This window comes from Pseudoflavonifractor sp. MSJ-37 (genome assembly GCF_018917965.1).
Taxonomy (GTDB): Bacteria; Bacillota; Clostridia; order Oscillospirales; family Oscillospiraceae; genus Pseudoflavonifractor_A.
In genome coordinates this window covers 18,625-43,880 of sequence record NZ_JAHLPP010000001.1, presented here as the reverse complement: position 1 = coordinate 43,880, position 25,256 = coordinate 18,625, and the positions used below count along the sequence as shown (strand labels likewise).

The 25,256-nt window shown below is 63.3% G+C and carries 24 protein-coding genes, 1 pseudogene, 1 CRISPR repeat array, 3 riboswitches and 1 other annotated feature; of the genes and pseudogenes, 13 read left to right on the top strand and 12 right to left on the bottom strand.

Annotated elements, in window-relative coordinates; genetic code table 11:
* Nucleotides 1-8: 8 nt before the first annotated feature.
* The 5 genes from KQI12_RS00225 to gluQRS form a co-directional block, all read right to left on the bottom strand.
* Nucleotides 9-686, bottom strand: a complete 678-nt coding sequence (locus KQI12_RS00225; RefSeq protein ID WP_216569773.1) for a response regulator transcription factor — start codon at nt 684-686, stop codon at nt 9-11.
* A gap of 234 nt (nt 687-920) precedes the next feature.
* On the bottom strand, nt 921-2,225 hold the full coding sequence (gene grdB, locus KQI12_RS00220; RefSeq protein WP_216569772.1) for a glycine reductase complex selenoprotein B: 1,305 nt from the start codon (nt 2,223-2,225) through the stop codon (nt 921-923).
* A gap of 18 nt (nt 2,226-2,243) precedes the next feature.
* Nucleotides 2,244-3,524, bottom strand: coding sequence for a glycine/sarcosine/betaine reductase component B subunit (locus KQI12_RS00215; protein WP_216569770.1), 1,281 nt, complete (start codon nt 3,522-3,524; stop codon nt 2,244-2,246).
* A 35-nt stretch (nt 3,525-3,559) separates the two neighbouring features.
* Nucleotides 3,560-3,931: a GrdX family protein gene (locus KQI12_RS00210; RefSeq protein WP_371817971.1), complete on the bottom strand. Its 372-nt coding sequence runs from the start codon at nt 3,929-3,931 to the stop codon at nt 3,560-3,562.
* A gap of 161 nt (nt 3,932-4,092) precedes the next feature.
* Nucleotides 4,093-4,210: riboswitch (glycine riboswitch) on the bottom strand.
* Between the two features lie 135 nt (nt 4,211-4,345).
* On the bottom strand, nt 4,346-5,296 hold the full coding sequence (gene gluQRS / locus KQI12_RS00205; protein WP_216569767.1) for a tRNA glutamyl-Q(34) synthetase GluQRS: 951 nt from the start codon (nt 5,294-5,296) through the stop codon (nt 4,346-4,348).
* Nucleotides 5,297-5,518: 222 nt separating this feature from the next.
* A riboswitch (molybdenum cofactor riboswitch) is annotated at nt 5,519-5,637 on the top strand.
* A gap of 101 nt (nt 5,638-5,738) precedes the next feature.
* Here gluQRS and KQI12_RS00200 point away from each other — a divergent pair.
* From KQI12_RS00200 to KQI12_RS00165, 9 genes and pseudogenes are all read left to right on the top strand, one after another.
* Complete coding sequence (locus KQI12_RS00200; protein WP_216569765.1) at nt 5,739-6,764, top strand: molybdopterin-binding protein; 1,026 nt, start codon at nt 5,739-5,741, stop codon at nt 6,762-6,764.
* A gap of 2 nt (nt 6,765-6,766) precedes the next feature.
* The gene (glp, locus tag KQI12_RS00195; protein WP_216569764.1) at nt 6,767-7,975 is read left to right on the top strand and encodes a gephyrin-like molybdotransferase Glp; all 1,209 of its coding nucleotides are present in this window, start codon (nt 6,767-6,769) and stop codon (nt 7,973-7,975) included.
* A 36-nt stretch (nt 7,976-8,011) separates the two neighbouring features.
* Nucleotides 8,012-8,491: pseudogene (gene moaC / locus KQI12_RS12370) on the top strand (cyclic pyranopterin monophosphate synthase MoaC); the annotation flags it as partial.
* A gap of 21 nt (nt 8,492-8,512) precedes the next feature.
* Entirely contained in the window at nt 8,513-8,995 is a 483-nt protein-coding gene (gene mobB, locus KQI12_RS12365) for a molybdopterin-guanine dinucleotide biosynthesis protein B (protein ID WP_371817970.1), read from the top strand.
* Nucleotides 8,992-9,969 (top strand): GTP 3',8-cyclase MoaA, encoded by a 978-nt coding sequence (gene moaA / locus KQI12_RS00185; RefSeq protein WP_216569762.1) that lies wholly within the window; start codon nt 8,992-8,994, stop codon nt 9,967-9,969. The genes mobB and moaA overlap by 4 nt, the downstream gene beginning before the upstream one ends.
* A gap of 36 nt (nt 9,970-10,005) precedes the next feature.
* The gene (locus KQI12_RS00180; protein WP_216569761.1) at nt 10,006-10,923 is read left to right on the top strand and encodes an MOSC domain-containing protein; all 918 of its coding nucleotides are present in this window, start codon (nt 10,006-10,008) and stop codon (nt 10,921-10,923) included.
* A 117-nt stretch (nt 10,924-11,040) separates the two neighbouring features.
* A riboswitch (molybdenum cofactor riboswitch) is annotated at nt 11,041-11,157 on the top strand.
* Nucleotides 11,152-12,036: a molybdate ABC transporter substrate-binding protein gene (modA, locus tag KQI12_RS00175; protein ID WP_216569759.1), complete on the top strand. Its 885-nt coding sequence runs from the start codon at nt 11,152-11,154 to the stop codon at nt 12,034-12,036. Its footprint overlaps the riboswitch before it by 6 nt.
* A gap of 110 nt (nt 12,037-12,146) precedes the next feature.
* Nucleotides 12,147-12,845 carry a molybdate ABC transporter permease subunit gene (gene modB, locus KQI12_RS00170; protein WP_216569757.1) on the top strand — a complete coding sequence of 233 codons (699 nt, stop codon included), beginning with the start codon at nt 12,147-12,149 and terminating at the stop codon, nt 12,843-12,845.
* Complete coding sequence (locus tag KQI12_RS00165) at nt 12,845-13,912, top strand: sulfate/molybdate ABC transporter ATP-binding protein (RefSeq protein ID WP_216569755.1); 1,068 nt, start codon at nt 12,845-12,847, stop codon at nt 13,910-13,912. Before modB ends, KQI12_RS00165 begins: the two co-directional genes overlap by 1 nt.
* A 114-nt stretch (nt 13,913-14,026) precedes the next feature.
* Here KQI12_RS00165 and KQI12_RS12360 read toward each other — a convergent pair whose 3' ends face one another.
* From KQI12_RS12360 to KQI12_RS00135, 6 genes are all read right to left on the bottom strand, one after another.
* Nucleotides 14,027-14,464, bottom strand: a complete 438-nt coding sequence (locus KQI12_RS12360; RefSeq protein ID WP_253290742.1) for a hypothetical protein — start codon at nt 14,462-14,464, stop codon at nt 14,027-14,029.
* Nucleotides 14,465-14,483: 19 nt separating this feature from the next.
* The gene (locus KQI12_RS00155) at nt 14,484-14,900 is read right to left on the bottom strand and encodes a GtrA family protein (RefSeq protein WP_216569754.1); all 417 of its coding nucleotides are present in this window, start codon (nt 14,898-14,900) and stop codon (nt 14,484-14,486) included.
* Complete coding sequence (locus KQI12_RS00150; RefSeq protein ID WP_216569753.1) at nt 14,881-15,840, bottom strand: glycosyltransferase family 2 protein; 960 nt, start codon at nt 15,838-15,840, stop codon at nt 14,881-14,883. Before KQI12_RS00150 ends, KQI12_RS00155 begins: the two co-directional genes overlap by 20 nt.
* Nucleotides 15,841-15,960: 120 nt before the next feature.
* On the bottom strand, nt 15,961-16,767 hold the full coding sequence (locus tag KQI12_RS00145; RefSeq protein ID WP_216569752.1) for an ABC transporter ATP-binding protein: 807 nt from the start codon (nt 16,765-16,767) through the stop codon (nt 15,961-15,963).
* A 1-nt stretch (nt 16,768) separates the two neighbouring features.
* A complete protein-coding gene (locus KQI12_RS00140; protein WP_216569751.1) occupies nt 16,769-17,674 on the bottom strand; it encodes an ABC transporter permease in 906 nt (301 codons plus the stop codon).
* A 79-nt stretch (nt 17,675-17,753) separates the two neighbouring features.
* Entirely contained in the window at nt 17,754-18,779 is a 1,026-nt protein-coding gene (locus KQI12_RS00135; protein WP_216569750.1) for an ABC transporter substrate-binding protein, read from the bottom strand.
* A 128-nt stretch (nt 18,780-18,907) separates the two neighbouring features.
* Nucleotides 18,908-19,153, bottom strand: a binding site (T-box leader).
* A 508-nt stretch (nt 19,154-19,661) separates the two neighbouring features.
* Here KQI12_RS00135 and KQI12_RS00130 point away from each other — a divergent pair.
* Nucleotides 19,662-20,639 carry a bifunctional oligoribonuclease/PAP phosphatase NrnA gene (locus tag KQI12_RS00130; protein WP_216569749.1) on the top strand — a complete coding sequence of 326 codons (978 nt, stop codon included), beginning with the start codon at nt 19,662-19,664 and terminating at the stop codon, nt 20,637-20,639.
* A gap of 66 nt (nt 20,640-20,705) precedes the next feature.
* Nucleotides 20,706-20,940: a CRISPR direct-repeat array (repeat unit 33 nt; unit sequence CTTCGCCTCAGTACGCTCCACGCAGATCGCGTC).
* 188 nt (nt 20,941-21,128) lie between these two features.
* On the opposite strand, the gene KQI12_RS00125 is transcribed toward KQI12_RS00130, so the two are convergent.
* Nucleotides 21,129-22,685, bottom strand: a complete 1,557-nt coding sequence (locus tag KQI12_RS00125) for a transposase (protein ID WP_216569748.1) — start codon at nt 22,683-22,685, stop codon at nt 21,129-21,131.
* Between the two features lie 182 nt (nt 22,686-22,867).
* Between KQI12_RS00125 and KQI12_RS00120 the strand changes: the two genes are divergently transcribed.
* From KQI12_RS00120 to KQI12_RS00110, 3 genes are all read left to right on the top strand, one after another.
* A complete protein-coding gene (locus tag KQI12_RS00120) occupies nt 22,868-23,410 on the top strand; it encodes a stage V sporulation T C-terminal domain-containing protein (RefSeq protein WP_216571301.1) in 543 nt (180 codons plus the stop codon).
* Between the two features lie 137 nt (nt 23,411-23,547).
* Entirely contained in the window at nt 23,548-24,093 is a 546-nt protein-coding gene (gene thpR, locus KQI12_RS00115) for an RNA 2',3'-cyclic phosphodiesterase (protein ID WP_216569747.1), read from the top strand.
* Between the two features lie 166 nt (nt 24,094-24,259).
* Nucleotides 24,260-25,204 carry a stalk domain-containing protein gene (locus KQI12_RS00110; protein ID WP_216569746.1) on the top strand — a complete coding sequence of 315 codons (945 nt, stop codon included), beginning with the start codon at nt 24,260-24,262 and terminating at the stop codon, nt 25,202-25,204.
* Nucleotides 25,205-25,256: the final 52 nt, after the last annotated feature.

The window sequence follows — 25,256 nt, the reverse complement described above, 5'->3', positions numbered from 1 at the left end:
CCGCCGCCTCAGCCCAGAGGGATCTCCAAATGATAGCCCACCTTGCGCACCGTGCCGATGGACACCCGGGAGCTCAGGAAGTTCAGCTTTTTCCGCAGGAAAGAGATATAGACCTCCACATTGTTGTCCTCCGCCTCGGACTCGATGCCCCAGACCTTGGAGATGATGTCCTCCTTGGGCACCACCGCCTTTGGGGCGGACATGAGGAGCTTGAGCACGTCGAACTCCTTGAAGCCCAGCCGCACCGACTTCCCCGCGCAGGAGAGACACCGGGTGGACAAGTTCAGCACCAGGTCGGACACGGTCAGGCACTGGGACAGGACCTCTCCCTGCCGCCGGGTCAGGGCCCGCACCCGGGCCAGCAGCTCGCCGGCGTCGAAGGGCTTGGTCATATAGTCGTCCGCGCCGCAGTCCAGACCGGCGATCTTGTCGTTCACGTCATCCCGGGCGGTGAGCATCAGGATAGGGGTGGACACATGGGCCGCTCTCAGCCGTCGGGCCACCTCGAACCCGTCCAGCCGGGGGAGCATCACGTCCAGCAGGACCAGATCGTACTGCCCGGAGAGGGCATAGTCCAGCCCATCCGCCCCGTCGTCCACCAGGTCAGTCTGATAGTGCTGTTCCTCCATGATCTGGCCCAGCGTCTCGGCCAAATGTCGTTCGTCCTCCACGATGAGGATCCGCATGGTGCATCACTCCTTATCTCTTCCAGTCTTTTTCCTATGGTACCATCGAAAGCTGGAAATAGTCTGAAAAAAGCATAGCACGCTCCCAAAAAGTTTGGTTGCGAAACTGTGAACATCCCCTGAACGAATGATAAACGACGCACGGCGCCCCGCCAAGTCCGAATGGACCGGCGGGGCGCCGTGCGTCTCTACTGTTTTTTACGTTTCATGGCTCGTGCTGCTGAGCCTGGAACATCAATCGAAGATCGTCTGATCCTCCACAGGGGTCTGGAACGCCTTCAGAGCCTTCTCCACCAGCTTGTAGCGGAGCTCGAACTCCTCCTCATGGGTGAGGGCGGGGTTGCCCAGGGGATGGGGGATAGCGATCGTGGGGATGATACGGTTCGCGCCCACCGTCATGGAGATGGGGGTGACGGTACACATATGCACCACAGTCACACCAGCGCGCTCGATCTCTTTGACCATCGTTGCACCGCAACGCGTACAGGTGCCTCACGTAGAGGTCAGGATGGCGGCCTTGATGCCGGCATCCCGGAGCTCTTTGCCGATGGCGGCGCCGTACTTTTTCGCACTGGCGACGGCAGTGCCGTTGCCCACGGTGGTGAAGAAGTAGGGATAGATGCCACCGATCTTGCCTTCCTTCTCCATCTTGCGGAGCACATCCAGAGGCAGGACACGGTCCGGATCCTCATTGGCATAGACCGGATCGTAGCCGCCGTGGGCGGTCTCGTGGTCGGCGGAGGTCAGGTCCTCGAAGGAGCTGATATCATACCGACCGAACTTGGAGGCAGAAGAGGACTCGATATGGTCGGGGTTGCCCTTGGGCACGATGCCGCCGGAGGTGACCAGCGCGATCGTGGTGTGGGCCAGGTCGGCGATCGCCGGACCGGGAGCCACACGGTCGAAGGAGGGCATGGGGAACTCGGTGGTGTAGGGCTTGCCGGCCAGCTTGGCCAGTAGCATCTTCACGGCGCGGGTGGAGCCACGCTCCGCCTCGAAGAAGTTGACGCGCAGACCGTTGGGCAGATAGCCCTCCTCAGCGGAGGCGCCGATCTTCTCGCCCTTGGCCAGCTTCAGGGCCAGTGCGGCCAGCTTGGGGGCCGCCTGACGCATACCGGCGGCGCTGTTCTTGGTGGCGATGATATAGACCTTGTTCTTGAACATATCCGCGCCGGGGTTCTCCTCATACATACCGGTGACCACGGGCAGGCCCAGCTCGTCCTTGACGGCGGCGGCCACGGTGCCGCAGGCCACGCCGTAGCGGCCGGCGTTGAAGGCGGGGCCGCAGATGACCACGTCGGGCTTGGCGGCGGCGATCATGTCCAGGACCGTCTTTTTGGCGGTCTCCAGATTCTCGTTGAAGTAGGAGTCACCGCAGATCACGGTGCCCACGATCTCAGCCTCGCCCTTGAACGCGGCAGTCAGGGCCAGACCGGGGCCCACGGGGCCCTCCCGGTACTCGGGCGCGTAGTCAGCCTTCTCCTCGCCGCCGATCTGGGCGAAGAACTGGTTGATATAGTGTACGACTCTGATACTCATAGCAGACCACTTCCCTCCTTATCTGGCGCTGAGCTTGTTGAAGCCCATCTCGTTGGTCGCGCCGGTGATGACCTGCAGCTCGGCCGTGATGGAGCCGTCGGACTCCAGAGCGCCGTCGAAGCCGCCGGCGATGATGTTGGCCGCCTCGGGGTGGCCGATCACCTTGTCCATCTTGGGCAGGTGGATGACCATGTTGGCGTTGCCGCCGGTGACCACCGCGTCGGCGGAGGGATCGGCATCGGCCAGGGACTGGGAGGCGCCGTCGCGGCCGGCATACTCATCGGTGATGATGACGGTCTTGATGCCGGCGGCCTCCAGCTTCTTGCAGTTCATGATCAGGTCGGTATCGGGGTTGCCGAAGCCCTCCTGGCTGACCAGCGCGCCGTCCAGCTCCAGGAAGGAGGCCAGCTTGGTGGACCAGTCGGAGGAGCGCTCCTTATCGGCCAGATACACGTTCTCGTTGGTGATGATGACGCCCACGAAGTTCAGGGTCTTGCCGTGCTGCTCCAGCAGATCGTGGATGACGGGGTTGTTCAGGTGATGATAAGTGGTGTTCTTATCACAGGCAGACACGCAGTTACCGCTGAGGATCGCGCCGTCCATGACCTCGGTAGGATTCAGGATGGTGGGCATGGACTTCTTCATATCCACACCGTACACATAGGTGTCGTGGAGCAGGCCCTGGCTCTGGAGCATCAGGACATAGCCCACGCGGGGCAGGTCGGGATACTTCTCCTTGCCGCTCATGACGCCGCTGGTCTCATAGACCTTGGTCTCGTCCGGCTGCACGTCTTTGCCCAGCGCGCCCAGATAGGCGGCGGCCTTCAGGCCGGCCATGCGGATGGCGTGCTCGTGCTGGTGCTGCTTGATGCCCTCCTTGGGCTCGCAGGTCATGACCAAGTTGTTGAGCTTGGAGAAGGGGGTATACTCGGCACCAGGGCCGGACATATCGATGATGCCCTCCTGGAAACCCACCACCTTGCCGGTGGTGACCACAGCACAGCCCTTCAGCACATGGGTCTTGCCGCTGCCCACCGTCGTGACCTTGGAGATCATGCCGGGGAACACGCCGCCGGGGCCCTCGACCTTCACACGGGGCTCGATGACGTCCTTGACGGGGATGATGCGAACGGATTCACCGGGATGGACCACCTCGAACTCCACCGAGGCCAGGTCCTCATCCTCCAGCAGCAGAGCCTTCAGCTCCTCCACGTTGACGTAGAGGACGCCGTTCTCCACCTTGGAGCAGTCGCCGAGCTTGATGTCGCTGATATGGATCTCGCCCAATTCCAGCCGCATAAGTCTCACTCTCCTTTTTAAGATATTCGATCGTTCTAGGATCCGAACCGCGGGGCCAGCGCCCCGTCGATCAGCCGAAAGTCGATCTCCGCAAAGTCCTCCCGCATCTCTGCGGGGGCATCCTCGCCCCGGTGGAAGCGGGGCGGGAACTGCCGGCAGACGTCCAGCGCCCGCTCGACCAGCTCCAGAGACTCCAGGTCCAGAGGCCCGGTCTCCTCCGTCATGGCCACGGAGCGGAAGGGGGTCTCATTGGGCTTCACGCTGCCCGCCAGCGGGTGGGTCAGCAGCTTATGGCCCTGATGGACCAGGTCCCTTACCTGGGTGAGCACGTCCGTGTGTCCGCCGTCCACGAACTGGACCGTACACAGAGGACCGTACTTCTCCCGGACCTTTCCGTTGTTCGTCACCAGAAGCAAGATGCTCTCTCCTTTGCAAAAAACAGGGGGCAGAAGCATATGGGATATCCCACAGCCCCCGCTCCCTGTTCATGACCTGAGAGTTTCTCCCGCCCGCACGGGCCGGATTGCACCTTCGGTGACGCGGCGGTGCCGCGTTCTTTTCAGAGTCCTGTCCGACTGCGGTCCTACGACCTGAGAAATTAGCATCCCGCTCGGCAAAGGCGGTCCGCTTATACCTTCGGTGCCCCTCGCCCTCGCAGTCCGAGGGGGCTCTCCCGCAGTCCTCATCCAGCTATATTCGATTTCTCTATGTCTGCATTGTAACACATAGAGCTTTCAAATACAACCGGTCCGCTGTGCAGAACTTATTAAAAAAGCGCGATTATATAATTATTTTTTGTAATTTTACCCAAAAGTCCAGTCTTAAAACTTACCAGTATGCACTACGATATCGTCCTTCGGCACCTTTTCCCAGTCGAATACCGCCCTCAGCTCCGCCAGAGAGATCGGTCCGTCCCCCGGGGTCTGTCCGGCCAGATGGGCCAGTTTGCCCAGGAGCTCCTCCGGCCGGTACCGGCCCCGGAGGGCGCCCATGTCCAGGTCCCCGTCCCGCTTGGAGAGCCGCCGCCCATCCTCCGCGCAGAGGAGCGGCACATGCCAAAACCGGGGCGCGGGCAGGTCCAGCAGGTGATAGAGGTAGAGCTGCCGCGGGGTGGAGTCCAGCAGATCCATGCCCCGCACCACCTGATCGATGGCCATGGCTCCGTCGTCCGCCGTCACCGCCAGCTGGTAGGCGTACACCCCGTCGGACCGGCGGATGATGAAATCCCCGCAGTCCCGGGCGAGGTCCTCCGTATACCGTCCCATATGTCCATCTTCAAAGGACATATCCCCTTCCGGCACCCGGACCCGCCAGGCCGGGCGGCGGGTCTTGGCCCGCTCGGTCCGTTCCGCTTCGCTCAAGTCCCGGCACCGGCCGCCGTAGATAGCCTGTCCGTCCGCACGGTGGGGAGCGGAGGCCGCCAGCCGCTCCGCCCGGGTACAGAAGCAGGGGTAGACCAGCCCCTGCTCCTCCAGTCGGCGGAAGCACTCCGCATACCACTCGGACCTCTGGCTCTGGAGATAAGGACCGTGGGGGCCGCCCCGGCGGAAGCCCTCGTCCCAGTCCAGCCCCAGCCACTCCAGATCGTCTGCCAGCGTCTCTGCCCGTTCCCTCGTACAGCGCTCCGGATCCAGGTCCTCGATCCGCAGGACCATGGCGCCCCCCGCCGCCCGCACCGACAGCCAGGCCAGCAGGGCCGTGAACAGGTTCCCCAAATGCATCCGCCCGCTGGGACTGGGGGCGAACCGCCCCCTCAGCTTCTTCTCTCCCATCGATATCGGCCTCCTTCGCGTTTCGCTCTCATCTTTCTATGATCCGGGGAGCGCCCGGATATCCGCCGCCCATCTTAACACAGGGATCCCGGTCTTTCAATTCCATAAACGGGGTCCATGCGGCCAGATCAGACTGCGATCGTTTTTTTCGGTACCCCATAGCGATCTCTTGTCCTTGCAAACAGCTGGACTAAGTAGTATAATGACTTCAACATCATCGAAAAGCGATACCAGCTCCGAGCAAAGCTCCCTAAAGGTTGCCGCCCATGGGACCGCGCCGCTGGGCCGGATGGGAAACCGTCCCGCCTTCCCTGTTGAAAAGGAGCGTTCCCCGCGAGGCCGCAAGGCCCTGCCGGCCCAATACGCCCGGGAGCGCTGTCTGTCCAACAGACAGTGCTCCTGTTTTTTTGTCCGTGCCCAAATAGAAGGAGGATCCGCCCACATGAAGCTCATCGAGACCAAGAACGCCGTCGGCCATGTGCTCTGCCATGACCTGACCCAGATCATCCCAGGCGTCACCAAGGACGCCCGTTTCCGCAAGGGACACATCGTCGCCGAGGAGGATATCCCCGTCCTGCTCTCCATGGGCAAGGACCACCTCTATGTCTGGGAAAAGACCGAGGGGATGCTCCATGAGGACGAGGCCGCCGTCCGTCTCCGGGACATCTCCATCAATGAGAACATGACCGCCACCGAGCCCAAGGAGGGCAAGGTGGAACTGAAGGCCGCCATCCACGGCCTGTTCCGGGTGGACGTGGACCGCCTCTTCGCCATCAACTCGCTGGAGGAGATCATGATCGCCACCCGCCACACCAACAGCGTGGTCCACCCCGGCGACAAGCTGGCCGGGATGCGGGTGATCCCCCTGATCGTATCCGAGGACAAGGTGGAGGCCGCTGAGGAGGCCGCCGGGGACGAGCCGCTGATGGAACTCCTGCCCTTCCGGCGCAGGACCGCCGCCGTGATCACCACCGGCACCGAGGTGTTCCTGGGCCGCATCGAGGACAAGTTCACCCCCGTGCTGATCGACAAGCTGGGCAAGCTGGGCGTAGAGGTGGTCTCCCACACGAAGGCCCCCGATGACCGTGAGAAGATCGTGGCCGCCATCCAGGCCGCCCATTCCTCCGGCGTAGACCTGATCCTCTGCACCGGCGGCATGAGCGTGGATCCCGACGACCAGACCCCCGGCGCCATCAAGGCCGCCGGCGTTACCGTCACCTCCTACGGCGCCCCCGTGCTCCCCGGCGCCATGTTCCTGCTGGGCTATTTCGGGGACGGCACCCCGGTGATGGGCCTCCCCGGCTGCGTCATGTACGCCAAGGCCACTATCTTCGACCTGATCCTGCCCCGGGTGCTGTGCGATGTGCCCGTCACCAAGGCGGACCTGGCCCGGCTGGGCCACGGCGGCCTGTGCCTGGGCTGCGGCGAGTGCCGCTACCCCATCTGCCCCTTCGGCAAGGAGGAATGACCATGCGTACCCGGATCTCACTGGAGGAGGCCGTCGCCCTCCTGGCCGGCAGCGTCTCCCCGCTGGGCGTGGAGATGGTCTCCCGGTCCGACGCGCTGGGCCGGACCCTGGCCCAGGATGTGACCGCACCGCTGGACCAGCCGCCCTTCGACCGCTCTCCGCTGGATGGCTACGCCCTCCGCTCCGCCGATCTGGCCGGGGCGTCCAAAGCGCATCCCGTCACGCTGAAGGTGACGGAGGTGGTCTATGCCGGCGGTGTCCCCTCCCAGCCTGTGCGGCCCGGAGAAGCCATCCGGATCATGACCGGCGCCATGCTCCCCGAGGGCTGTGACTGCGTGCTCCAGCACGAGCGCACCAACAACGGCTTCGACACGGTGGAGATCTATCAGGCCCTGCGTCCCCACGACAACTACTGCGACCGCGGCGAGGACTACCGCGCCGGCACCCAACTCCTGGCCGCCGGGACCGTAGTGGATGCCGCCGCCGTCGGCGTCCTGGCCAGTGCCGGGATCGGTCAGGTGAGCGTCCGCCGCCGCCCGAAGGTCCATGTCCTCTCCACCGGCGATGAGGTGGTGTCCCCGGAGGTCCATCCCCTCCCCGCCGGGAAGATCTACGGCTCGAATCAGGAGCTCCTGGCCGCCCGCCTCCGGGAGCTGGGCCTCACGGACGTGTCCGCCGCCCTGATCGCCGACGAGCCTCAGACCGTGGCCGGCGAGATGGCCCGGATCCTGTCCGGGAACTGCGACCTGCTGATCACCACCGGCGGCGTCTCCGCCGGAGACAAGGACATCTTCCATCAGGTCCTGCCCCTCATGGCGGCCGACCGGATCTTCTGGAAGGTAGAGCTGAAGCCCGGCACTCCCGTCATGTTCTCCCTGTGGCACGGCAAGCCGATCCTCTCCCTGTCCGGCAACCCCTTCGCCGCCGCCGCTACCTTCGAGCTTCTGGCCCGCCCCCTGCTGGGGGCCCTCACCGGTGAGGCCCGCTTCGAGATGCCCCGCCGGATCGTCAAAGTCTCCGGCGGCTTCCCCAAGGCCAGCCATGTTCGCCGCTTCCTGCGAGGCGCCCTCCGGGACGGCCAGGTCCTCCTCACGGGGAAGGACTCCTCCGGGATGCTGGCCTCTCTGGTGGGATGTGACTGTCTGGTGGACATCCCCGCCGGGTCCGGCCCTCTGGAGGACGGCGACACCGTCTCCGTCCTGCTCCTCTGATATCCCCCATCCTGATTTTCATTTGGAGGTCCTCTCATGGATAAGGAACCCAAATTCAACCATTTCGACGCTGAAGGCAACGCGGTCATGGTGGACGTGTCCGCCAAGTCGCCCACTCGCCGTCTGGCGGTGGCACAGGGCAAGATCCACGTTTCCCGTCCGGTGCTGGACGCCATCACCGGCCACACCGCCGCCAAGGGCGACGTGCTGGGCGTGGCCCGGGTGGCCGGGATCATGGCCACCAAGCGCACCTCGGACCTGATCCCCCTGTGCCATCCTCTGGCCCTCTCCCACTGTACGGTGGACTTCACCATCCTCCATGAGGAGTGCGCCGTGCTGGCGGAGTGTACCGCCAAGCTGGACGCCAAGACCGGCGTGGAGATGGAGGCCCTCACCGGCGTCTCCGTGGCGCTCCTGACGATCTACGATATGTGCAAGGCGATCGACAAGCGCATGGAGATCTCCGACATCCATCTGGTCTATAAGGAAGGCGGCAAGTCCGGCACCTTCACCAACACCGGCCGCCAGCTCCCCGCTGTGGTGGCGGTCAGCGGCGTGAAGGATTCCGGCAAGACCACCCTCATCACCGGGATGCTCCCCCATCTGGCCGCGGCCGGACTGAAGGTGGCCACCGTCAAGCACGACGGCCACTCCTTCCAGGCCGACCCGGAGGGCACCGATACCGGGAAGCACATGGCCGCCGGCGCCTGGGGCACCGCCATCTTCGACTCCGAAAAATATAAGGTGGTCCGCCGGGACCCGGTGGATGAGCGGGAGCTGATCGCCCGCTTCCCCGATGCGGACCTGGTCCTGCTGGAGGGCTTCAAGGGCTCCCAGTGGCCCAAGCTGGAGCTGGTCCGGGCCGGGAACTCCGACGCTCCCGTGTGCGACCCGGCCACTCTGCTGGCGCTGGTCACCGACCGGGACCTGACGATCCCCGGCGTGCCCTCCATCCCCTTCGACGGTGCTGCCGCCGCCCAGGTAATCCTGGACTACCTGAAAAAAGAGGGACGGCTATGATCGACTCGTTCGGCAGGAGCATCGACTACCTGCGCATCTCTGTGACCGACCGGTGCAATCTGCGCTGTGTCTACTGTATGCCCCCGGAGGGGGTGGAGTGGATGGCCCACGATGAGATGCTCTCCTATGAGGAGACCATCCGGCTGTGCCGCCTCTTCGCTCAGACCGGGGTGAAGAAGGTCCGCCTCACCGGCGGCGAGCCGCTGGCCCGGAAGGGCCTGCCCGCGCTGGTGTCGGGGATCCACGCCATCCCCGGCATCGAGAGCATCGCCCTGACCACCAACGGCCTGCTCCTGCGGGAGCAGCTCCCCGCTCTGCTGGAGGGCGGCCTGTCCGCCGTCAACGTGAGCCTGGATACTCTGGACCGGGATCAGTACGCCGCTATCACCCGGCGGGACGGTCTGGACGAGACTCTGGCCGGCCTGCGGGCCGCGTTGGCCGTCCCCGGTCTGCGGGTCAAGCTCAACTGCGTCCCCATGGGGGACAATGATGTCCAGCTGGTCCCTCTGGCCGAGCTGGCCCGGGACGCGGACCTGTCCGTCCGCTTCATCGAGCTGATGCCGATCGGTCTGGGCGGCCAGCTCCCCCGCCGCACCGAGGCGGAGGTCCGGGCCATCCTGGAGCGGTCCTTTGGCCCCATGGTCCCCTGCGGCGACGTGATCGGCGCGGGACCGGGGCACTACTTCACGGTCCCTGGCTTCCGCGGCCGGATCGGCTTCATCAGCGCCATGACCCACCAGTTCTGCGACGGGTGCAACCGGGTGCGGCTCACCGCCACTGGGTTCCTCAAGACCTGCCTCCAGTATGAGACCGGCCGGGATCTGCGGGCCCTCCTGCGGAGCGGCGCAGAAGACGGGACCGTGCTGGCCGCCATCGAGGACGCCATCCGCCGCAAGCCCGCTCAGCACCATTTCAACGAGTCCGCCGGACAGAGCGCCGACGAGACCCACAACATGAATCAGATCGGGGGCTGACCCCCGTTTCGCCAATATTTCGGAGAGGTGTACACCATGAGTAAAGTCATCGCAGTTTGTACCAGCGAGAAAAAGGGCATCCAGAAGCAGGCCGTCCCCTCCATCCATCTGGTGGAAGATTGGGGCATCGAGGGCGACGCCCATGCCGGGAAGTGGCACCGCCAGGTCTCCCTCCTGTCCCATCAGAAGATCGAGGACTTCCGGGCCCGGGGCGCGGAAGTGGTGGACGGCGCCTTCGGTGAGAACATCATCGTGGACGGCATCGACTTCGCCACCCTGCCCATCGGCACCAAGTTCTACTGCAACGATGTGGTGCTCCAGCTCACCCAGATCGGCAAGGAGTGCCATCAGGGCTGTGCCATCTTCCAGAAGATGGGCGAGTGCATCATGCCCAAGCAGGGCGTGTTCACACGGGTCCTCCACGGCGGCGACATCAAGGCCGGGGACGAGTTCCGCATGGAGCTTCCCTTCCGTGTGGCCGTGATCACCGTCAGCGATTCCGGCGCGGCCGGCAAGCGGGCCGACCTGAGCGGCCCCACCATCCGTGAGATCGTGGAGAAGGCGGGCTACCCCGTCTCCCATACCGCCCTGCTCCCTGATGAGCGGGACCAGATCGCCGCGGAGCTGGCCAGGATCGCTGATGAGGATGTGGCCGATCTGGTCCTCACCACCGGTGGCACCGGCTTCTCCCCCCGGGACTGGACCCCGGAGGCCACCAAGGACGTGACCGAACGGGACGTGCCCGGCATCCCCGAGGCCATGCGGGCCCTGTCCATGCAAATCACCCCCCGGGCCATGCTGTCCCGGGCCGCGGCTGGCATCCGCAAGGGCACTCTCATCGTCAACCTCCCCGGCAGCCCCAAGGCCGTCCGGGAATGTCTGGAATACATCCTGCCCGCCCTCTCCCATGGGCTGGCGATCTTGAAGGGCACCGCCAACAACTGTGCCCGCTAAGGCTTTGCCTTCGATCGTCCGGCGCTTCGCCGGCTTTTTGTAAGGATACCCCATCGGAAAGGAGGAACAGCCGTCCCCCGGTCTCCAGGCCGCCGAACGGGACGGGACACCGATCGGCCTGACACTCAACTTCGAGTCCCTCCGCCTAAGGCGAACGCTATGGCGGCGGACCAATGGGTGCGTCCGGAAACAGACGTGCCTACCATTTTGTAAAGGAGTTCGATCCCAATGAAGAAAGTCCTGTCTCTTACCATGGCTCTGGCCATGACCGCCTCTCTGGCCGCCTGCGGCGGCAATTCCGCCAACGCTCCCGCTGAGAGCACCAAGCCCGCCGAGAGCACCGCTCCCGCCGCATCTGAGGCCCCCGCCGGGGATCCCGTGGAACTGACCGTCTTTGCCGCCGCCTCTATGGAGGCCTCCCTCACCAAGATCGCCGATCTCTACAAGGACGTGGCTCCCAACGTGACCCTGACCTATAACTTCGACTCCTCCGGCACGCTCAAGACCCAGATCCAGGAGGGCGCCGCCTGCGACCTGTTCATCTCCGCCGGCCAGAAGCAGATGAACGCCCTGGACGCCGCCGATACCACCGGCACCAACGAGGATGGGCAGGATCTGGTCTACTCCGACACCCGGATCGACCTAGTCCAGAACAAGGTGGTCCTGGCCGTGCCTGACGATAATACCAAGGACATCCAGTCCTTCTCCGATCTGGCTACCGACAAGCTGAACCTGGTCTGCCTGGGCAACGATGACGTGCCCGTGGGCTCCTACTCCCTGGACATCCTGAAGAGCTTGGACATCGACATCACCGAGCTGGAGAACGCCGGCAAGGTCACCTACGCCTCCAACGTGTCCGAGGTCGCCACTCAGGTCAAGGAGGGCGCTGTGGACTGCGGCATCATCTACGCCACCGACGCCAACACCTATGAGCTGACCGTGGTGGACGAGGCCACTGGCGATATGTGCAAGAAGGTCATCTATCCCGCCGCCGTCATGAAGAGCGGCGCGGAGGCCAGCAAGGAGGCCGCTGAGGACTTCCTGACCTACCTGCACACCGACGCTGACGCCATCGCCGTCCTGGAGGACGTGGGCTTCACCGTGCTTCAGTGACCGCGATCCGGTCCACATCCTGACCGACGGATCCGGGCGGGCATTCTGCCCGTCCGGATCTCTTTTCATCTCCCCATTTACCTGATCTTAGACAGAAAGGGGGCCGTCTCTTGGACTGGTACCCACTTTATAATTCTCTGCGCATCGCCGCCGTGTCCACCGTCCTGATCTTCTTCCTGGGGCTCTTCGCCGCCTACTATGTGGCCAAGCTCCCCCGGCTGGTGAAGGGCATCCTGGACGTGATCCTCACTCTCCCGCTGGTCCTCCCCCCCACCGTGGTGGGCTACTTCCTCCTTCGGCTCATGGGGCCCAAGCGGGTGCTTGGCATCTGGTTCCTGGACACCTTCGGCATCAAGCTGACCATGGTGTGGTATTCCGCCATCTTCGCCTCGGCGGTGGTGGCCTTCCCCCTCATGTACCGCACCGCCCGAGGGGCCTTCGAGTCCTTCGACCCCGACCTGGCCTATGCCGCCCAGACGCTGGGCCGCTCCAACACCTGGATCTTCTGGCGAGTCCGCCTGCCCTACTGTAGGCAGGGCATCATCGCCGGCACCGTGCTGGCCTTCGCCCGGGCTCTGGGCGAGTATGGCGCCACCTCCATGATCGCGGGCTATACCCCCGGCAGGACCGCCACGATCTCCACCACGGTCTACCAGCTCTGGCGCACCGGCGACGATGTCTCCGCCTACCGCTGGGTCATGGTGAACATCGTGATCTCCGCCGTGGTGCTCCTGACCGTGAACATGCTGGAACGGAAGGACCGCCGCCCCAAGAAGCGGGCCGTCCCCGCCCCTGAGGAGGTGCTCTGATGTCTCTTCTGGTGGATATCGAGAAGGACTTCGGTCCCTTCCATCTGAAGGTCGCCTTCGAGACCTCCGGCGGCACGCTGGGCCTGCTGGGCGCCTCCGGCTGCGGCAAGTCCATGACCCTCAAATGCATCGCCGGCATCGTGACTCCCGACCGGGGCCGCATCGTGCTGGACGGCCGCACTCTCTTCGACCGTGAGCAGAAGATCGACCTGCCGCCCCAAAAGCGCCGGGTGGGCTATCTTTTCCAGAACTACGCCCTCTTCCCCAACATGACGGTGGAGCAGAACATCCTCACCGGCATGGACCGCTCTCTCTCCAAGGCGGAGCGGCAGAAGCGGCTCTCTGAGATCCTGGACCGGCTCTTCCTGACCGGACTGGGCCGCCGCCGTCCCTCCCAGCTCTCCGGCGGCCAGCAACAGCGGGTGGCCCTGGCCCGGATCCTGGCCAGCGAGCCCGACGTCCTGCTGATGGACGAACCCCTCTCCGCCCTGGACAGCTACCTCAAGTGGCAGGTAGAGCTGGAGCTCATGGACGTGCTGGACCAGTTCCACGGCCCCACCCTCTTCGTCACCCACAGCCGGGACGAGGTCTACCACTTCTGCTCCAACGTGTGCGTGCTGGAGGGCGGCCGCTCCCAGCCTATGGAGCCGGTGGACGTCCTGTTCCGGGCCCCCGCCACCCTGTCCGCCTGCCTCCTGTCCGGATGCAAGAACATCTCCCGGGCCAGGCCCGCCGGGCCCGCCTCGGTGGAGGCTCTGGACTGGGGCGTCACGCTGGACTGCGGCACAGCTCTGCCGGAGCGGCTCTCCCACATCGGCGTCCGGGCCCACTTCCTCCGTCCCAGCCGGACGGCGGAGGGCCCCAACGCCATCCCCTGCAAGGTCCTGCGGGTGATCGACAACGTGTTCTCCATGGTGATCATGGTGGCTACCCCCGGCGGAGATCAGAGCTTCTCCCGGCTCCGTCTGGAGCTGGCCAAGGACACCTGGGCCGCCCTGGGCGATCCCCAGACCCTCTACCTGTCCGTAGCGCCCAAGGATGTCCTGCTCCTGCAGGATCCGAAATGAGCGTCTCCTCTACGTAGATGATATCGTGAAAAAACGCCCCGGCGGATCGTCGATGATCCACCGGGGCGTTCGTCATTTCCATGCTCTCAGGCTGTCAAGAGCACCGTACTGCTCTCACCGTCCCAGTCCACCGTCAAGCCAAAGCCCTCGCTCAAGAAGCGCAGCACTCACGCCCTCGATGGTATGCCAAGTCCCGTTCTCCGGCGCCAGCGTCGTCCAATGGGCTCCGTCCGCCGAGGCATACAGATCTCCGCTGCTCCCATCGCATACAAAAAAGTCCTTTCCGCTGGAGGGAAGGATGCTTATCCGGTCAGAGCCGATGCTCCAGGGCGTGTTCGTCACCTCTGTCCAAGTCCGGCCGTCCGCGGACCACTCGAAGCGGGCCCGGACTCCAGCCCCGTCGGGCGCGTCCACATAGATCCGTCGAAGGAGGCCGTTTGGCCCCACGGCATAGGCGGCGTCTTCCAGCGGTCCCCGATCAGCCGCCGCGGCCGGGACCGCAAGGCACAACGCTGTCCCCAGCGCCAGAAACGCTCTGAGCGTGTGTTTCATCATGACCTCCTTCTTGTCCTCAGCGGCCCTTCCGAAAGGCGAAGAAGCGCTGGCCGAAGTAGTTCAGCACCGTGTAGAGCCCCATGCCCACCAGCTTGGTGAGACGGCCCCACCAGACCGGCGGCAGGAAGCCGGGTCGGGGCAGCGCCCCCATGAGGGGCTGGGCGATGCCATAGGCCAGTCCATAGCACACCGCCACGTTGACGGCGAACTTCACCGCCGAGCGGCCCGCCGTCTCCTCGCTGTGGAAGGTGAAATGCCGGTTCAGGAAGAAGCTCAGCACCGCCCCCGCCCCATAGGCGATGGCCGTAGAGGGCCAGTAGCCCAGCCCCTCCAGCGCAAACATGAGCACCATGGAGAGGAGGGTGTTCCCTACCCCCACCAGCAGGAACTTCCACACCGACGCATCCAGCAGCTTACCGCTCTTCATGGTCATCCAGCACCTCCCGGATCAGGAAACGTGGCCGCGCTTTGGTCTCCAGATAGATCTTGCCGATATACTCGCCGATGACCCCCAGGGACAGGAGGATCAGGCCGCCGATGGCCCACACGGAGCAGATCATGCTGGCCCATCCCAGCACCGTGGCTCCGTTGGCCCACCGGACGATGGAGTAGATCAGGAAGACGATGCTCACCAGGAACACGAAAAAGCCCAGGGCCGTGATATAGCGGATCGGTTTGGTGGACAGGCTGGTGATGCCCTCCATGGCGAAGGAGAGCATCTTCTTCAGGGGATACTTGCTCTCGCCCGCGAAGCGCTCTCCCCGCTCGTACTCCACAGTGCCGGTGGTGTAGCCGATCATGGGCACGATGCCCCGCAGGAAGAGATTGACCTCCTTGAACTGGGCCAGTCCCTCCAGGGCCCGCCTGGACATGAGCCGGTAGTCGGCGTGGTCGAACACCGTCTCCGCCCCCAAAAAGTTCATGACCCGGTAGAAGCCCTCGGCGGTGAAGCGCTTGAAGAAGGTGTCCTTCTCCCGGCTGGAGCGGACGCCGTACACGATGTCACAGCCGGCCTCGTACCGCTCCACCATGGCATCCACCGCGTCGATGTCATCCTGGAGGTCGGCATCCATGGAGATCACCATGTCCGCCCGGTCCTTTGCGGTCATGAGCCCCGCCAGCAGGGCGTTCTGATGGCCCCGGTTCCGGGTCAGGTCCACGCCGGAGAAGATGGGATCCGCCTCGTGGAGGCTCTGGATGATCGTCCAGGTCTTATCCTTCGAGCCGTCGTTGACGAAGAGGACCCGGCTCTCCGGACCGATCCTCCCCGCACCGATCAGGGCGGTCAGCTTCTCCTTCAGCCGCCGAGAGGTCTCCGGCAGGACCTCCTCCTCATTGTAACAGGGCACCACGATATATAGGATATCCGCCATGATAACACACCTCGTCTTTGGTCGGTAGTCGAGTCCTATTCTATACCGATCCGGCTGAAAAGGCAATAAGCGGCGGGGCCCCAGGTCGGGACCCCGCCGCTTCATATCTCTTATACGATCTCAGTCATCGGACAATAGGATGCGGTCATCATCCAGCTCCTTACCGGCGCCGGCCTTGAAGCGCTGGAGCAGGTCCTCTACCGTGAGGCCCTTCCGTTCCTCGCCCTTCACGTCCAGCACGATGCGGCCGGAATCCATCATGAGGGTCCGGCTGCCCAGCTCCAGCGCGTTCTTCATGTTGTGGGTGATCATCAGGCAGGTGATCTTCCCCTCTGCCACGATCTCCTTCGTCAGGGCCAGCACCTTCTCCGCCGTGCCCGGATCCAGGGCGGCGGTGTGCTCGTCCAGCAGGAGGAGCTTCGGGGGCACCATGGTGGCCATGAGCAGAGTCAGGGCCTGCCGCTGGCCGCCGGAGAGGAGTCCCACCGGCTGGCTCATCCGGTCCTCCAGCCCCATGTCCAGCCGTGAGAGCTGGTCCCGGAAAAAGTCCTTGTCCTTCCGGCTCACCCGGCTGAGGAAGGCGCTCTGGTGCTTGGCGGTGCGAAGATAGGCCAGCGCCAGGTTCTCCCCGATCGTCATATGGGGTGCCGTGCCCCGCATGGGATCCTGGAACAGACGGCCGATCTGGCGGCTCCGGCGGTGGGAGGGCAGATAGGTCAGGTCCGTCCCATCCAGCACCACGTCGCCCTCGTCCGGATAGAAGTCCCCGGCGATGCAGTTGAACATGGTGGACTTGCCCGCGCCGTTGGATCCGACGATGGTGGCGAAGTCCCCGTCCTCCAGCACCAGGCTCAGATCCCGGAGGGCCTTCTTCTCATTGACGGTGCCAGGGTTGAAGGTCTTGTGGATATGCTTGAGCTCCAGCATCTCATCTTCCCCCTTTCCGGGCCGCCGCGCGGCGCTTCTGCATCTGGAAGGCCGCCCACTTGCGGACGGTGGGGGCAGCGATCGCCACGCCCACGATCACGGCGGACACCAGCTTCATATAGTCCGCCGGCACGTTGGCCCGGAGGGCGGCGGCATAGATGAAGCGGTAGATCACACTGCCCGCCAGCACGCCGACCGCCCGGCGGAGCATGGAGCCCTTTCCGATCAGCGTCTCGCCGATCACCAGGGCGGCCAGGGCCAGCACCACCATGCCGGTGCCGCTGTTCACGTCAGCATAGGTGTTGTACTGGGCCACCATAGCGCCGGACAGGCCGGTCATGGCGTTGGCCACGCAGAGACCCACCGTGATGGTGAAGGTCGGGTCGATGGAGGAGGCCCGGACCATGTCGGCGTTGTCGCCGGTGGCTCGGATGGACAAGCCCAGCCGGGTCCCCAGGAAGAGGACCAGCAGAGCCGCCACCAGCACCACCGCCAGAGCCGTCACCGCCAGCTTGTACCAGCTCCCGGCGAAGCCGGAGGCCCTGGCCATGGTATAGATGGTCTCCATCTGGAACAGGGACAGATTGCTGGTGCCCATGACCATCAGGTTGATGCTGTACAGGCCGATGTTGGTCACGATGCCGGCCAGGATGGAGGGCACCCCCAGACGGGTCTGGAGGAAGGCGGTGATGAAGCCTGCCGCGGCCGCGGCCAGCATGGCCGCCGGCAGGGCCAGGACGGGGTGCCCCGCCACACAGCACACGGCGGACACAGCGCCGCCCAGCACGAACGCGCCGTCGGTGGTCATATCCGCGATGTCCAGGATGGAGAAGCTCAGGAAAAGTGCCAGGGCGATGGGGGCGTACAGGAAGCCTGCCTCCAGCGCGGTCTGGATGATGATCAGCATAGGTCCTACTCCTTCCAAATACGCTCACGGCCCCCGCCGGGATCCGGCGGGGGCTCAGCCGCGTTTTCGTCGATCGTTTTTAGTCCTGAGAGGTCGTGACCTCCACCAGCTCGGAGGCCATGTCCTTGAACACGCTGTAATCGATGCCCAGCGCGGAGGCCGTGTCGGTATTGACGGTGATGATGTCTCCGGCCACGCTCAGGAACTCGGGGAACTCGCCGGTCTGGAGCACATCCACGGCCATATCGGCGGTCTTGGCTCCCAAATCGCCATAGTTCACGCCGCAGGTGGCGAAGGCGCCGTTGCGGACGAAGGAATCCGCGCCCGCGTAGTGGGGGATGCCGGCCTCGATCAGGGTGGGGGCGATGGCCAACTCCGCGTTCATGACCACGTTGTCGGTGGGCGTGAACACGGCGTCCACCTGGTCCCGCATGGAGTTCACCGCGGAGACCACCTCGTCGGCGGTGTTGCCGGTCTTTTCGAGATAGGCCACGCCCTTGCTGTCCAGATAGGCCTTGGCCGTCTCGATAGCGGGGGCGCTGTTCACCTCAGAGGTCGAGTACAGCAGGCCCACGGTCTTGATGTCAGGGTCCTGGGCCAGCACCATGTCCAGCAGGAACTCCGTGTCCAGAGCGTCGCTGGTACCGGTCACATAGTCGATGCCGGTCAGGCCGGCCTCCTCGGGATAGCTGACGGTGGCATAGATCACCGGGGTCTTGGTCTCCTGCGCGGCGGCGGCCATCTGCTGGGCGGCGGTGGTGCCGATCGGGATGATGGCATCGTAGCCGTCGGCGATGATCTGGGCGCCGATCTGGGCCAGAGTCGAGGGGTCGTTGTTGCCGTTGAAGTCGGTATAAGAGATCTCCACGCCCAGCTCCTTGGCCTTGGCGTCCAGCTCGCCGTCGATGGCGTCCCGGATCTCGTTCATGGACGCGTGGTCCAGCTGGCGCACCACGGCGATCTTATAGCCGTCGCCGCCCTCCGGGGCGGCGCTCCCGGCGGGAGCCGCGGAGGCGGAGGGGTTTCCGCCGCAGGCGGTGAGGCTCAGGGCCATGGCGGCCGCGGCGGTGAAGCTCAGGGTACGGGTAGAAAACAGCTTGTTCATGATCGGTTCCTCCATAAAAGAAAAAATAAGATCGGTCTGGGTGGGCGATGGAGGGGCCGCTGCCAACGGCCAGAGTTTAGAAGCCCGCGCTCCCGGTCAAGGGGTACAAAAAAACGCTCCTGTCCCCTTCCTGGGACAAAAGCGTCATGCTTCTGCGATACCACCCAAATTGACGTCAAAGACGTCCGCTCGCTTCGCGTACCATCATACGCGCCCGATGGGTAACGGGTGGGGTCCCGTCGGCATCTACTTGGTCTCCCGTTCAAGCCGCCCTCTGAAGGCCATTCACTCGACCGTCTCTGGCTCCGATCCCACCATCCGGAGCTCTCTTTGCATCGACCGCGTCGGCTACTTCTCTTCATCACTGGTTTAAAGTGTTCGGTTGTTGTGATGTAGTATACGCCCCTCTCTCCCGTTTGTCAACCCCTTTTTCGCGGATGTTTCCACAGGCTGTCCGCCCTCATCATCCTGCTCATTTTGTTCCTGATCCGGCCAAAAAGCCATTGACAGCGCGGCATAAATCGGGTATGTTCATCCTTGAAAATGGTTTTCGTAAAGAGGCTCTCCCGGTCATGTCTCACATCCTGGTCTTTGGCGCCGTCAACTTGGACCATATCGATACCATCCCCCACATCGTCCGCCCCGGCGAATCCCCTGCGGGAGGCGGAGACCATGGGCCTGCGCACCGCTCTGGATCCCTCCCCCTTCACGTCCGGTCTGCTGGACTGGCCGGCGGGATGCCGGTCCCGGCGGCCATTGCGCTGGCCTCGCGGGCGGCTGCTCTGTGCGTCTCACGCTCGGGCGCCGTCTCCTCTATCCCCGCCCGGGCCGAACTCACGGCCGACTGACTCCCCCACCCATTTCAGAAGGGACCGATATCTCATGGGATTCCTGCGTCATCTCCTGTCCCGCTATCAGGACATCTGCATCCAATGCCACAACGATCCGGACGCCGACACGCTGGCCTCTGCCCTCGGCCTGTATCAGTATCTCACGGCCCATGGCGCCAAGGTCCAGATCGTATACGGCGGGCCGGTGAAGCTGAACAAATTCAACCTCGACCTGATGGTCCGCCAGTGCCAGATCCCCATCCGGCACGTGGAGGTCCTGCCCCCCGCCCATCTCCTGCTGGTGGTGGACGGTCAGTACGGCGAGGGGAACGTGGCCCGCTTCGACGCCCCCGCCGTGGCGGTGATCGACCACCACTTCCAGCGGATCCCCGACGGCGATCTGGTGCTGGTCCGGAGCGACTACCAGAGCTGTGCCACCATCGTCTGGGAGCTGTTGAAGGAAGAAGGCTGGCCGGTGGAGCGGGACGAGCGCCTCTGCGTGGCTCTGCTGTACGGTCTGTACACCGACACGGCCTCCTACGCGGACCTGTACTGCAAGCCCGATCTGGCCATGTACACCTCCCTCACCGGGAATTATCCCCTTCTGGAGCGGCTGAAAAAGTCCTGCCTCACGGTGGAGGAACTGATGATCACCAGCGACGCCCTGCAAAACCACTACTTCGACACGGAACGATGCTACGCCATCATCCCCGCGGTCCACTGTGAGCAGGTGGTGCTGGGCATCCTCGGAGATCTGGTGATCCAGGTGGACCAGATCCGGGCCACGATCGCCTATACGGAGAGCGACATCAGCTATCAGATCTCCATCCGTACCTGTGACGAGTCCATCCAGGCGGAGCGTCTGGCGGCGGCGGTCTGCGCCGGTGTCGGCTCCGGCGGAGGCCGGTCCGGGAAAGCCGGCGGACGGCTCTTCAAGGAGGCGCTCCGCCGCCAATATGGCGAGGGCTTCGACATCTTCGCCGTCATCAAGGCGCGTATGGATCAGGCGGTCCCGCCGGAGGCGCGGTGAGATCTTAGATCAGAACAGGACATCGCCCGCCGGCCCCATACGGACCGGCGGGCGATGATATTTTTGAAAATATAAAATGTGCTCCACGCAGATCGCGTCTCCCGCAGGTGGGCCCTCACAGATACAGCCACGTCTTCGCCTCAGTACGCTCCACGCAGATCGCGTCCGTCGTAGACGCAGGACTCCACCCAGCCGGCCTCACTTCGCCTCAGTACGCTCCACGCAGATCGCGTCTCTGGACATGATGCGCCAGGTGGAGGAGTGGGATCTTCGCCTCAGTACGCTCCACGCAGATCGCGTCAGCAAAAATGCACAAAGGGCAGCGTCTCATTTTGTGGAATGTACTGTGAGTCGGTAGATAGCTTTTCAGGCAGTCAAAAATACTGCCTGCGCTGACTATGTTCCCGAACTCTTCTGCTGCCAAGGCGGCCTATGCCGCCATTACCGACAGCCCCGGACGGACGATCGACCGGTCATTTTCGGTGCGGATCACACCGGTTTTATCTGTTCACTTCTGGTTCGCCTGATCCCCATACTGGCGATGGTCTTTGGCATCGCGGCCAATCGCTGGATCGTCTGGTCATGATATCGAATGAATCGAGGATAATCTTGTCGAAGGGCATCTTTATCATATGCTGCTGTTTCAGGAATGCAATGCTCCAGCAGGAACGCGGAGTAGAGGTCTCGCTGGATCTGTCTCCCGTCCGGCATATCATTCCAACGCTGGGACAGTTCTTTTTTCGTATAGGTATCGGATAGATGGTCATACTGGCTTGCTCTGAGCGAGGTCGGCACCTCCACCACACCCGGAAGGCCAAGGGAGATACATTTTTGCCGTAATATCCCGATCAGCGATGCCGGCGCTTTATTCCCGATCGACCTTCCAAACCGTTTCTTGCGCTTGATCCTTCCAGTCTTTTCCGATACTTCGGTCTTTTTTGCCCGGTGGGCCAGAGAACTCCACTCCATAGCTTCTACATAGAAGCAGTCCCCCAATGTGAGCAGATGGTTCGCCAATGCAATATGCTGGCGCTTCCTCGTCTCTGCCTGACTGTGCTGGAGATATGCCAATTCCCGCTGGATCCTTCGGTATCGCTTTGATCTGTTGTGCGTCAACTTTACGCCTCTTTTTATCGTACCATCTGTGTCATAATTATCCGGGTTCGCAGCCCTTCGACTCCGCTCGAGCCTCCGCTGCATCCGTCGTTTCTCCCGCTCGATATTTGTGACCTGATCCGCCAGCTCGATCAGATCAGCGCCTCCGGCGGCAGAATAGGCAAGGGTCTGAGGACCTATATCGAGCCCCACTGGCCCGTGGCCGACCGGATGGAGCGCTTCTCCCGTGGTCTGGTCCCGCTTTACCGCCGGGATCCCCTCCAGCGAGAGCTGTGCATACCAGCGGTCCTTCGATCTGCCTGGCTTGCGCAGGAGCCGAACATATTTTACCCGATGACTCAGCATCTCTGCCTCATAGTCATTCTTCGGGTCCAGCTTCAGCGGGAGCTTCAATCCCTTCCACTCGATATACGTGCCGTGGAACCTGATCTCTACCCCGCCGCTCTTTCCAGTTACAGAATAGCCTCTCAGAGACCGGAGCTCTCCGAATCGCTTATAATGTACCTTTTTCCCATCTTTTTTGAACAGTTTTTTCTCAAATGCCGCCCAGACCTGAGGCGCGATCCCATGCATGGCGACATTGGAACCGATATTTTCATTGAAATGCTTATAATAATACTTGATGTCCGATTTGAACGCATAGTCTGTAAAGCCCGCATCCTTCAACAGCTTCGCTTGCTCTTTGTATAGGCGAGTGCGCGCTTTCTTTTCCTGATCGTTCTTCGGATCCGCTGCACGGATCTGTGCTTGAAGTTCCCGATATCTCGCAGACCGTTCCACCTGACGCAGTTTCTTCCATTCCGCATGGACCAATGTGTTGTAGATCTGCCGCGCGATCTCAAACCGTTTGGCAAGGCGGTCCTCCTGCCATTTTTCCAGCTTCAGCGGCAATGTCAAGCAGCATGTCGGTGTCGTGCTCCGTTTCGCCATAAGGACCACCTCCTTTTTATCTATCATACTCGAATTTTTCTCCGAACGCAACCAGCTCTGTTCTTTTTTGCGATACGGTTCTCAAAATGTCCCATGCTCCTCTCATGCATGATCTTCCTTCCGATCCCACATAATGGACCTATATCAGAGGCATGACCATGGAACGAGAGGAGACCACAGTTATGAAAGCAACTGGGATAGTCCGCCGGATCGACGATCTCGGGCGCATCGTCATCCCCAAGGAGATCCGTCGGACCATGCGTATCCGGGAGGGAGACCCGCTGGAGATCTACACGAACAGCGACGGCGGGGTCATCTTCAAGAAGTATTCTCTCATGGGCGGGCTGGGCGACCTGGCCGCCCAGATCTGCGAGACTCTCAGCAAGACCACCGGACGGATCTCCGTGATCACCGACCGGGACACCTGTCTGGCCGTGGCCGGAGGGGCCCGGCGGGAGCTCTCCGACAAGCGGATCTCCACCGAGGTGGAGCAGATCATGGAGGGCCGGGGCGTCTACCGCTATCAGGCAGGCCAGCCCTCGCTCCCCGTCATCGAGGGGGACGGTCGCTTCGTCGTCGCCTGTGCCGCCCCGATCCTCTCCGAGGGGGACGTGCTGGGCTGCGTCCTCTTCGCCAGCGGTGACGGTCCGACCGACACCAGCGACACCGACGATAAGCTGGTCCGCACCATCGCGGGCTTCCTGGGCCGGCACATGGAGAGCTGAACCGCAGGGGGGACAGGCCCATGCCTGTCCCCTGCCTCCGGACTTTACGGGAACTTGACGTTCCCCCTTTACAGATCTCCTTGCGTTGCGGCCCCTCTTTTGCTATACTGGTGTGGAAAGCAAAGGGGGTTTTTTTCATGCGTCTGTTCGTCGCCGTGACCCTGCCTCCCATCTGGAAGGATCGGATGGACATGGCTACCTATTATCTGCGCACCCATACGGAACACTGTATCCCCACGCCCCGGGGGACCTATCACCTCACCCTCTCCTTCATCGGTGAGACCGACCGTCTCCGGGACGTGATCGATGCCATGGACCGGGTCGATGCCGCGCCCTTCACGCTGACCAGCTCCAAGATCGGCCAGTTCCATGTGAAGGAGGGCGACCTCTGGTGGATGGGCATGGAGCCTACGCCCGCCCTGCTGGACATCCAGTCCCGGCTGGATGCCTCACTCCAGGAGGCCGGCTTCGATATCGGCGGCAAGCCCTATGTGCCCCACGCCAGTCTGGCCCGGCAGGTGGTCCCCACGCCCGACCTGGACGTGGAGGAGCTCCAGCGCCTGCTCCCGCCCATGAGCTTCCAGGTGAACTATCTGACCCTGTTCCGCTCGGACTGGGACCGGGGGAATCTGTTCTATACCCCGCTCCACCGCCATATGCTCCAGATCTCCACCGAGAAGTGAATGCCCGCCGGGGGACCCGTCGAACGGTCCTCCGGCTTTTTTTCAAAATTTTTTCTCCGGACCTGCAACTTCTCCCGCCTCCCATCTGTATCATAAGCAGACAGCGAGGAACGCTGGCACATCCCAAACAAACATACGCGTTCGATACAGAAAGGAAGCACCCGCTATGAAAAAGTCTATGACCGCCATCGCCCTCTCCCTCACCATGATGGGCGCCGCCGCCCTCCCCGCCTTCGCCGCTTCTCCCGCCCGGTCGGCCGATACCGCCGCTGAGCCCCTGCTCATTGCCCAGCAGATGGAGAAGGGCTCCGCCCGGTACCGCCTCCTGGCGGACGGGAAGGACCTGGGCGTCATCACCGCTCAGACCATCCCCGGCACCGACGGCGGGCAGACCGTCATGCTCCCCCTGCGGGCCATCGCCGAGAAGCTGGGCTTCACGGTGGAGTGGAAGGACGGCGCCGCCGTGCTGGACAGCGGTTCCATGCACACCTCCATCGTCCCCGGCGAGGACTCCTTCCAGGTGACCACCAGCATCGCGGGCATGGTGGGCATGAGCGCTCCCTTCTCGCTGGAGAGCGCCCCCTATGTGGACCACTCTGTCACCTATGTGCCCCTGTCCCTCTTCGTGCCTCTGCTGGGCAACGATCCCGCCGCTGTGGTCCTGAAGGGCGATACCCTCTCCATCACCACCGGAGCCGGGACGGACCCCGGCGACAACGCCCAGATCCCCGATCCCTTCCAGGACTATACGACGCTGGCGGAGGCCGTGAAGGCCGCCGGGATCGACCTGAGCCTCCGCTCCCTGCCCGCCGGCTATCCTGACGTGTCTTACAGCACCATCCCCGGCGATCTGATCCAGGTGGTCTGCCTCAACGGCGAGGACCAGATCTGCATCCGCAAGGGCGCGGACGAGCAGGACATCAGCGGCGACTACAACGACTATGCCCAGTCCAGGACTGTGGATGTGGGCGGCCGCTCGGTGACGCTGAAGGGGAACGACGGCACGGTCTCTCTGGCCGCCTGGGTCCAGGACGGTCATTTCTGCTCCGTCATGGCCCGTCCCGGCGTCACGGAAGCCCAGATGACCGCGCTCGTGTCCGCGGTCCGGTGATGGACGCTCCCGCACTGTGACCATCCACTGACCTAAAGTCAAAGTCGAGGTG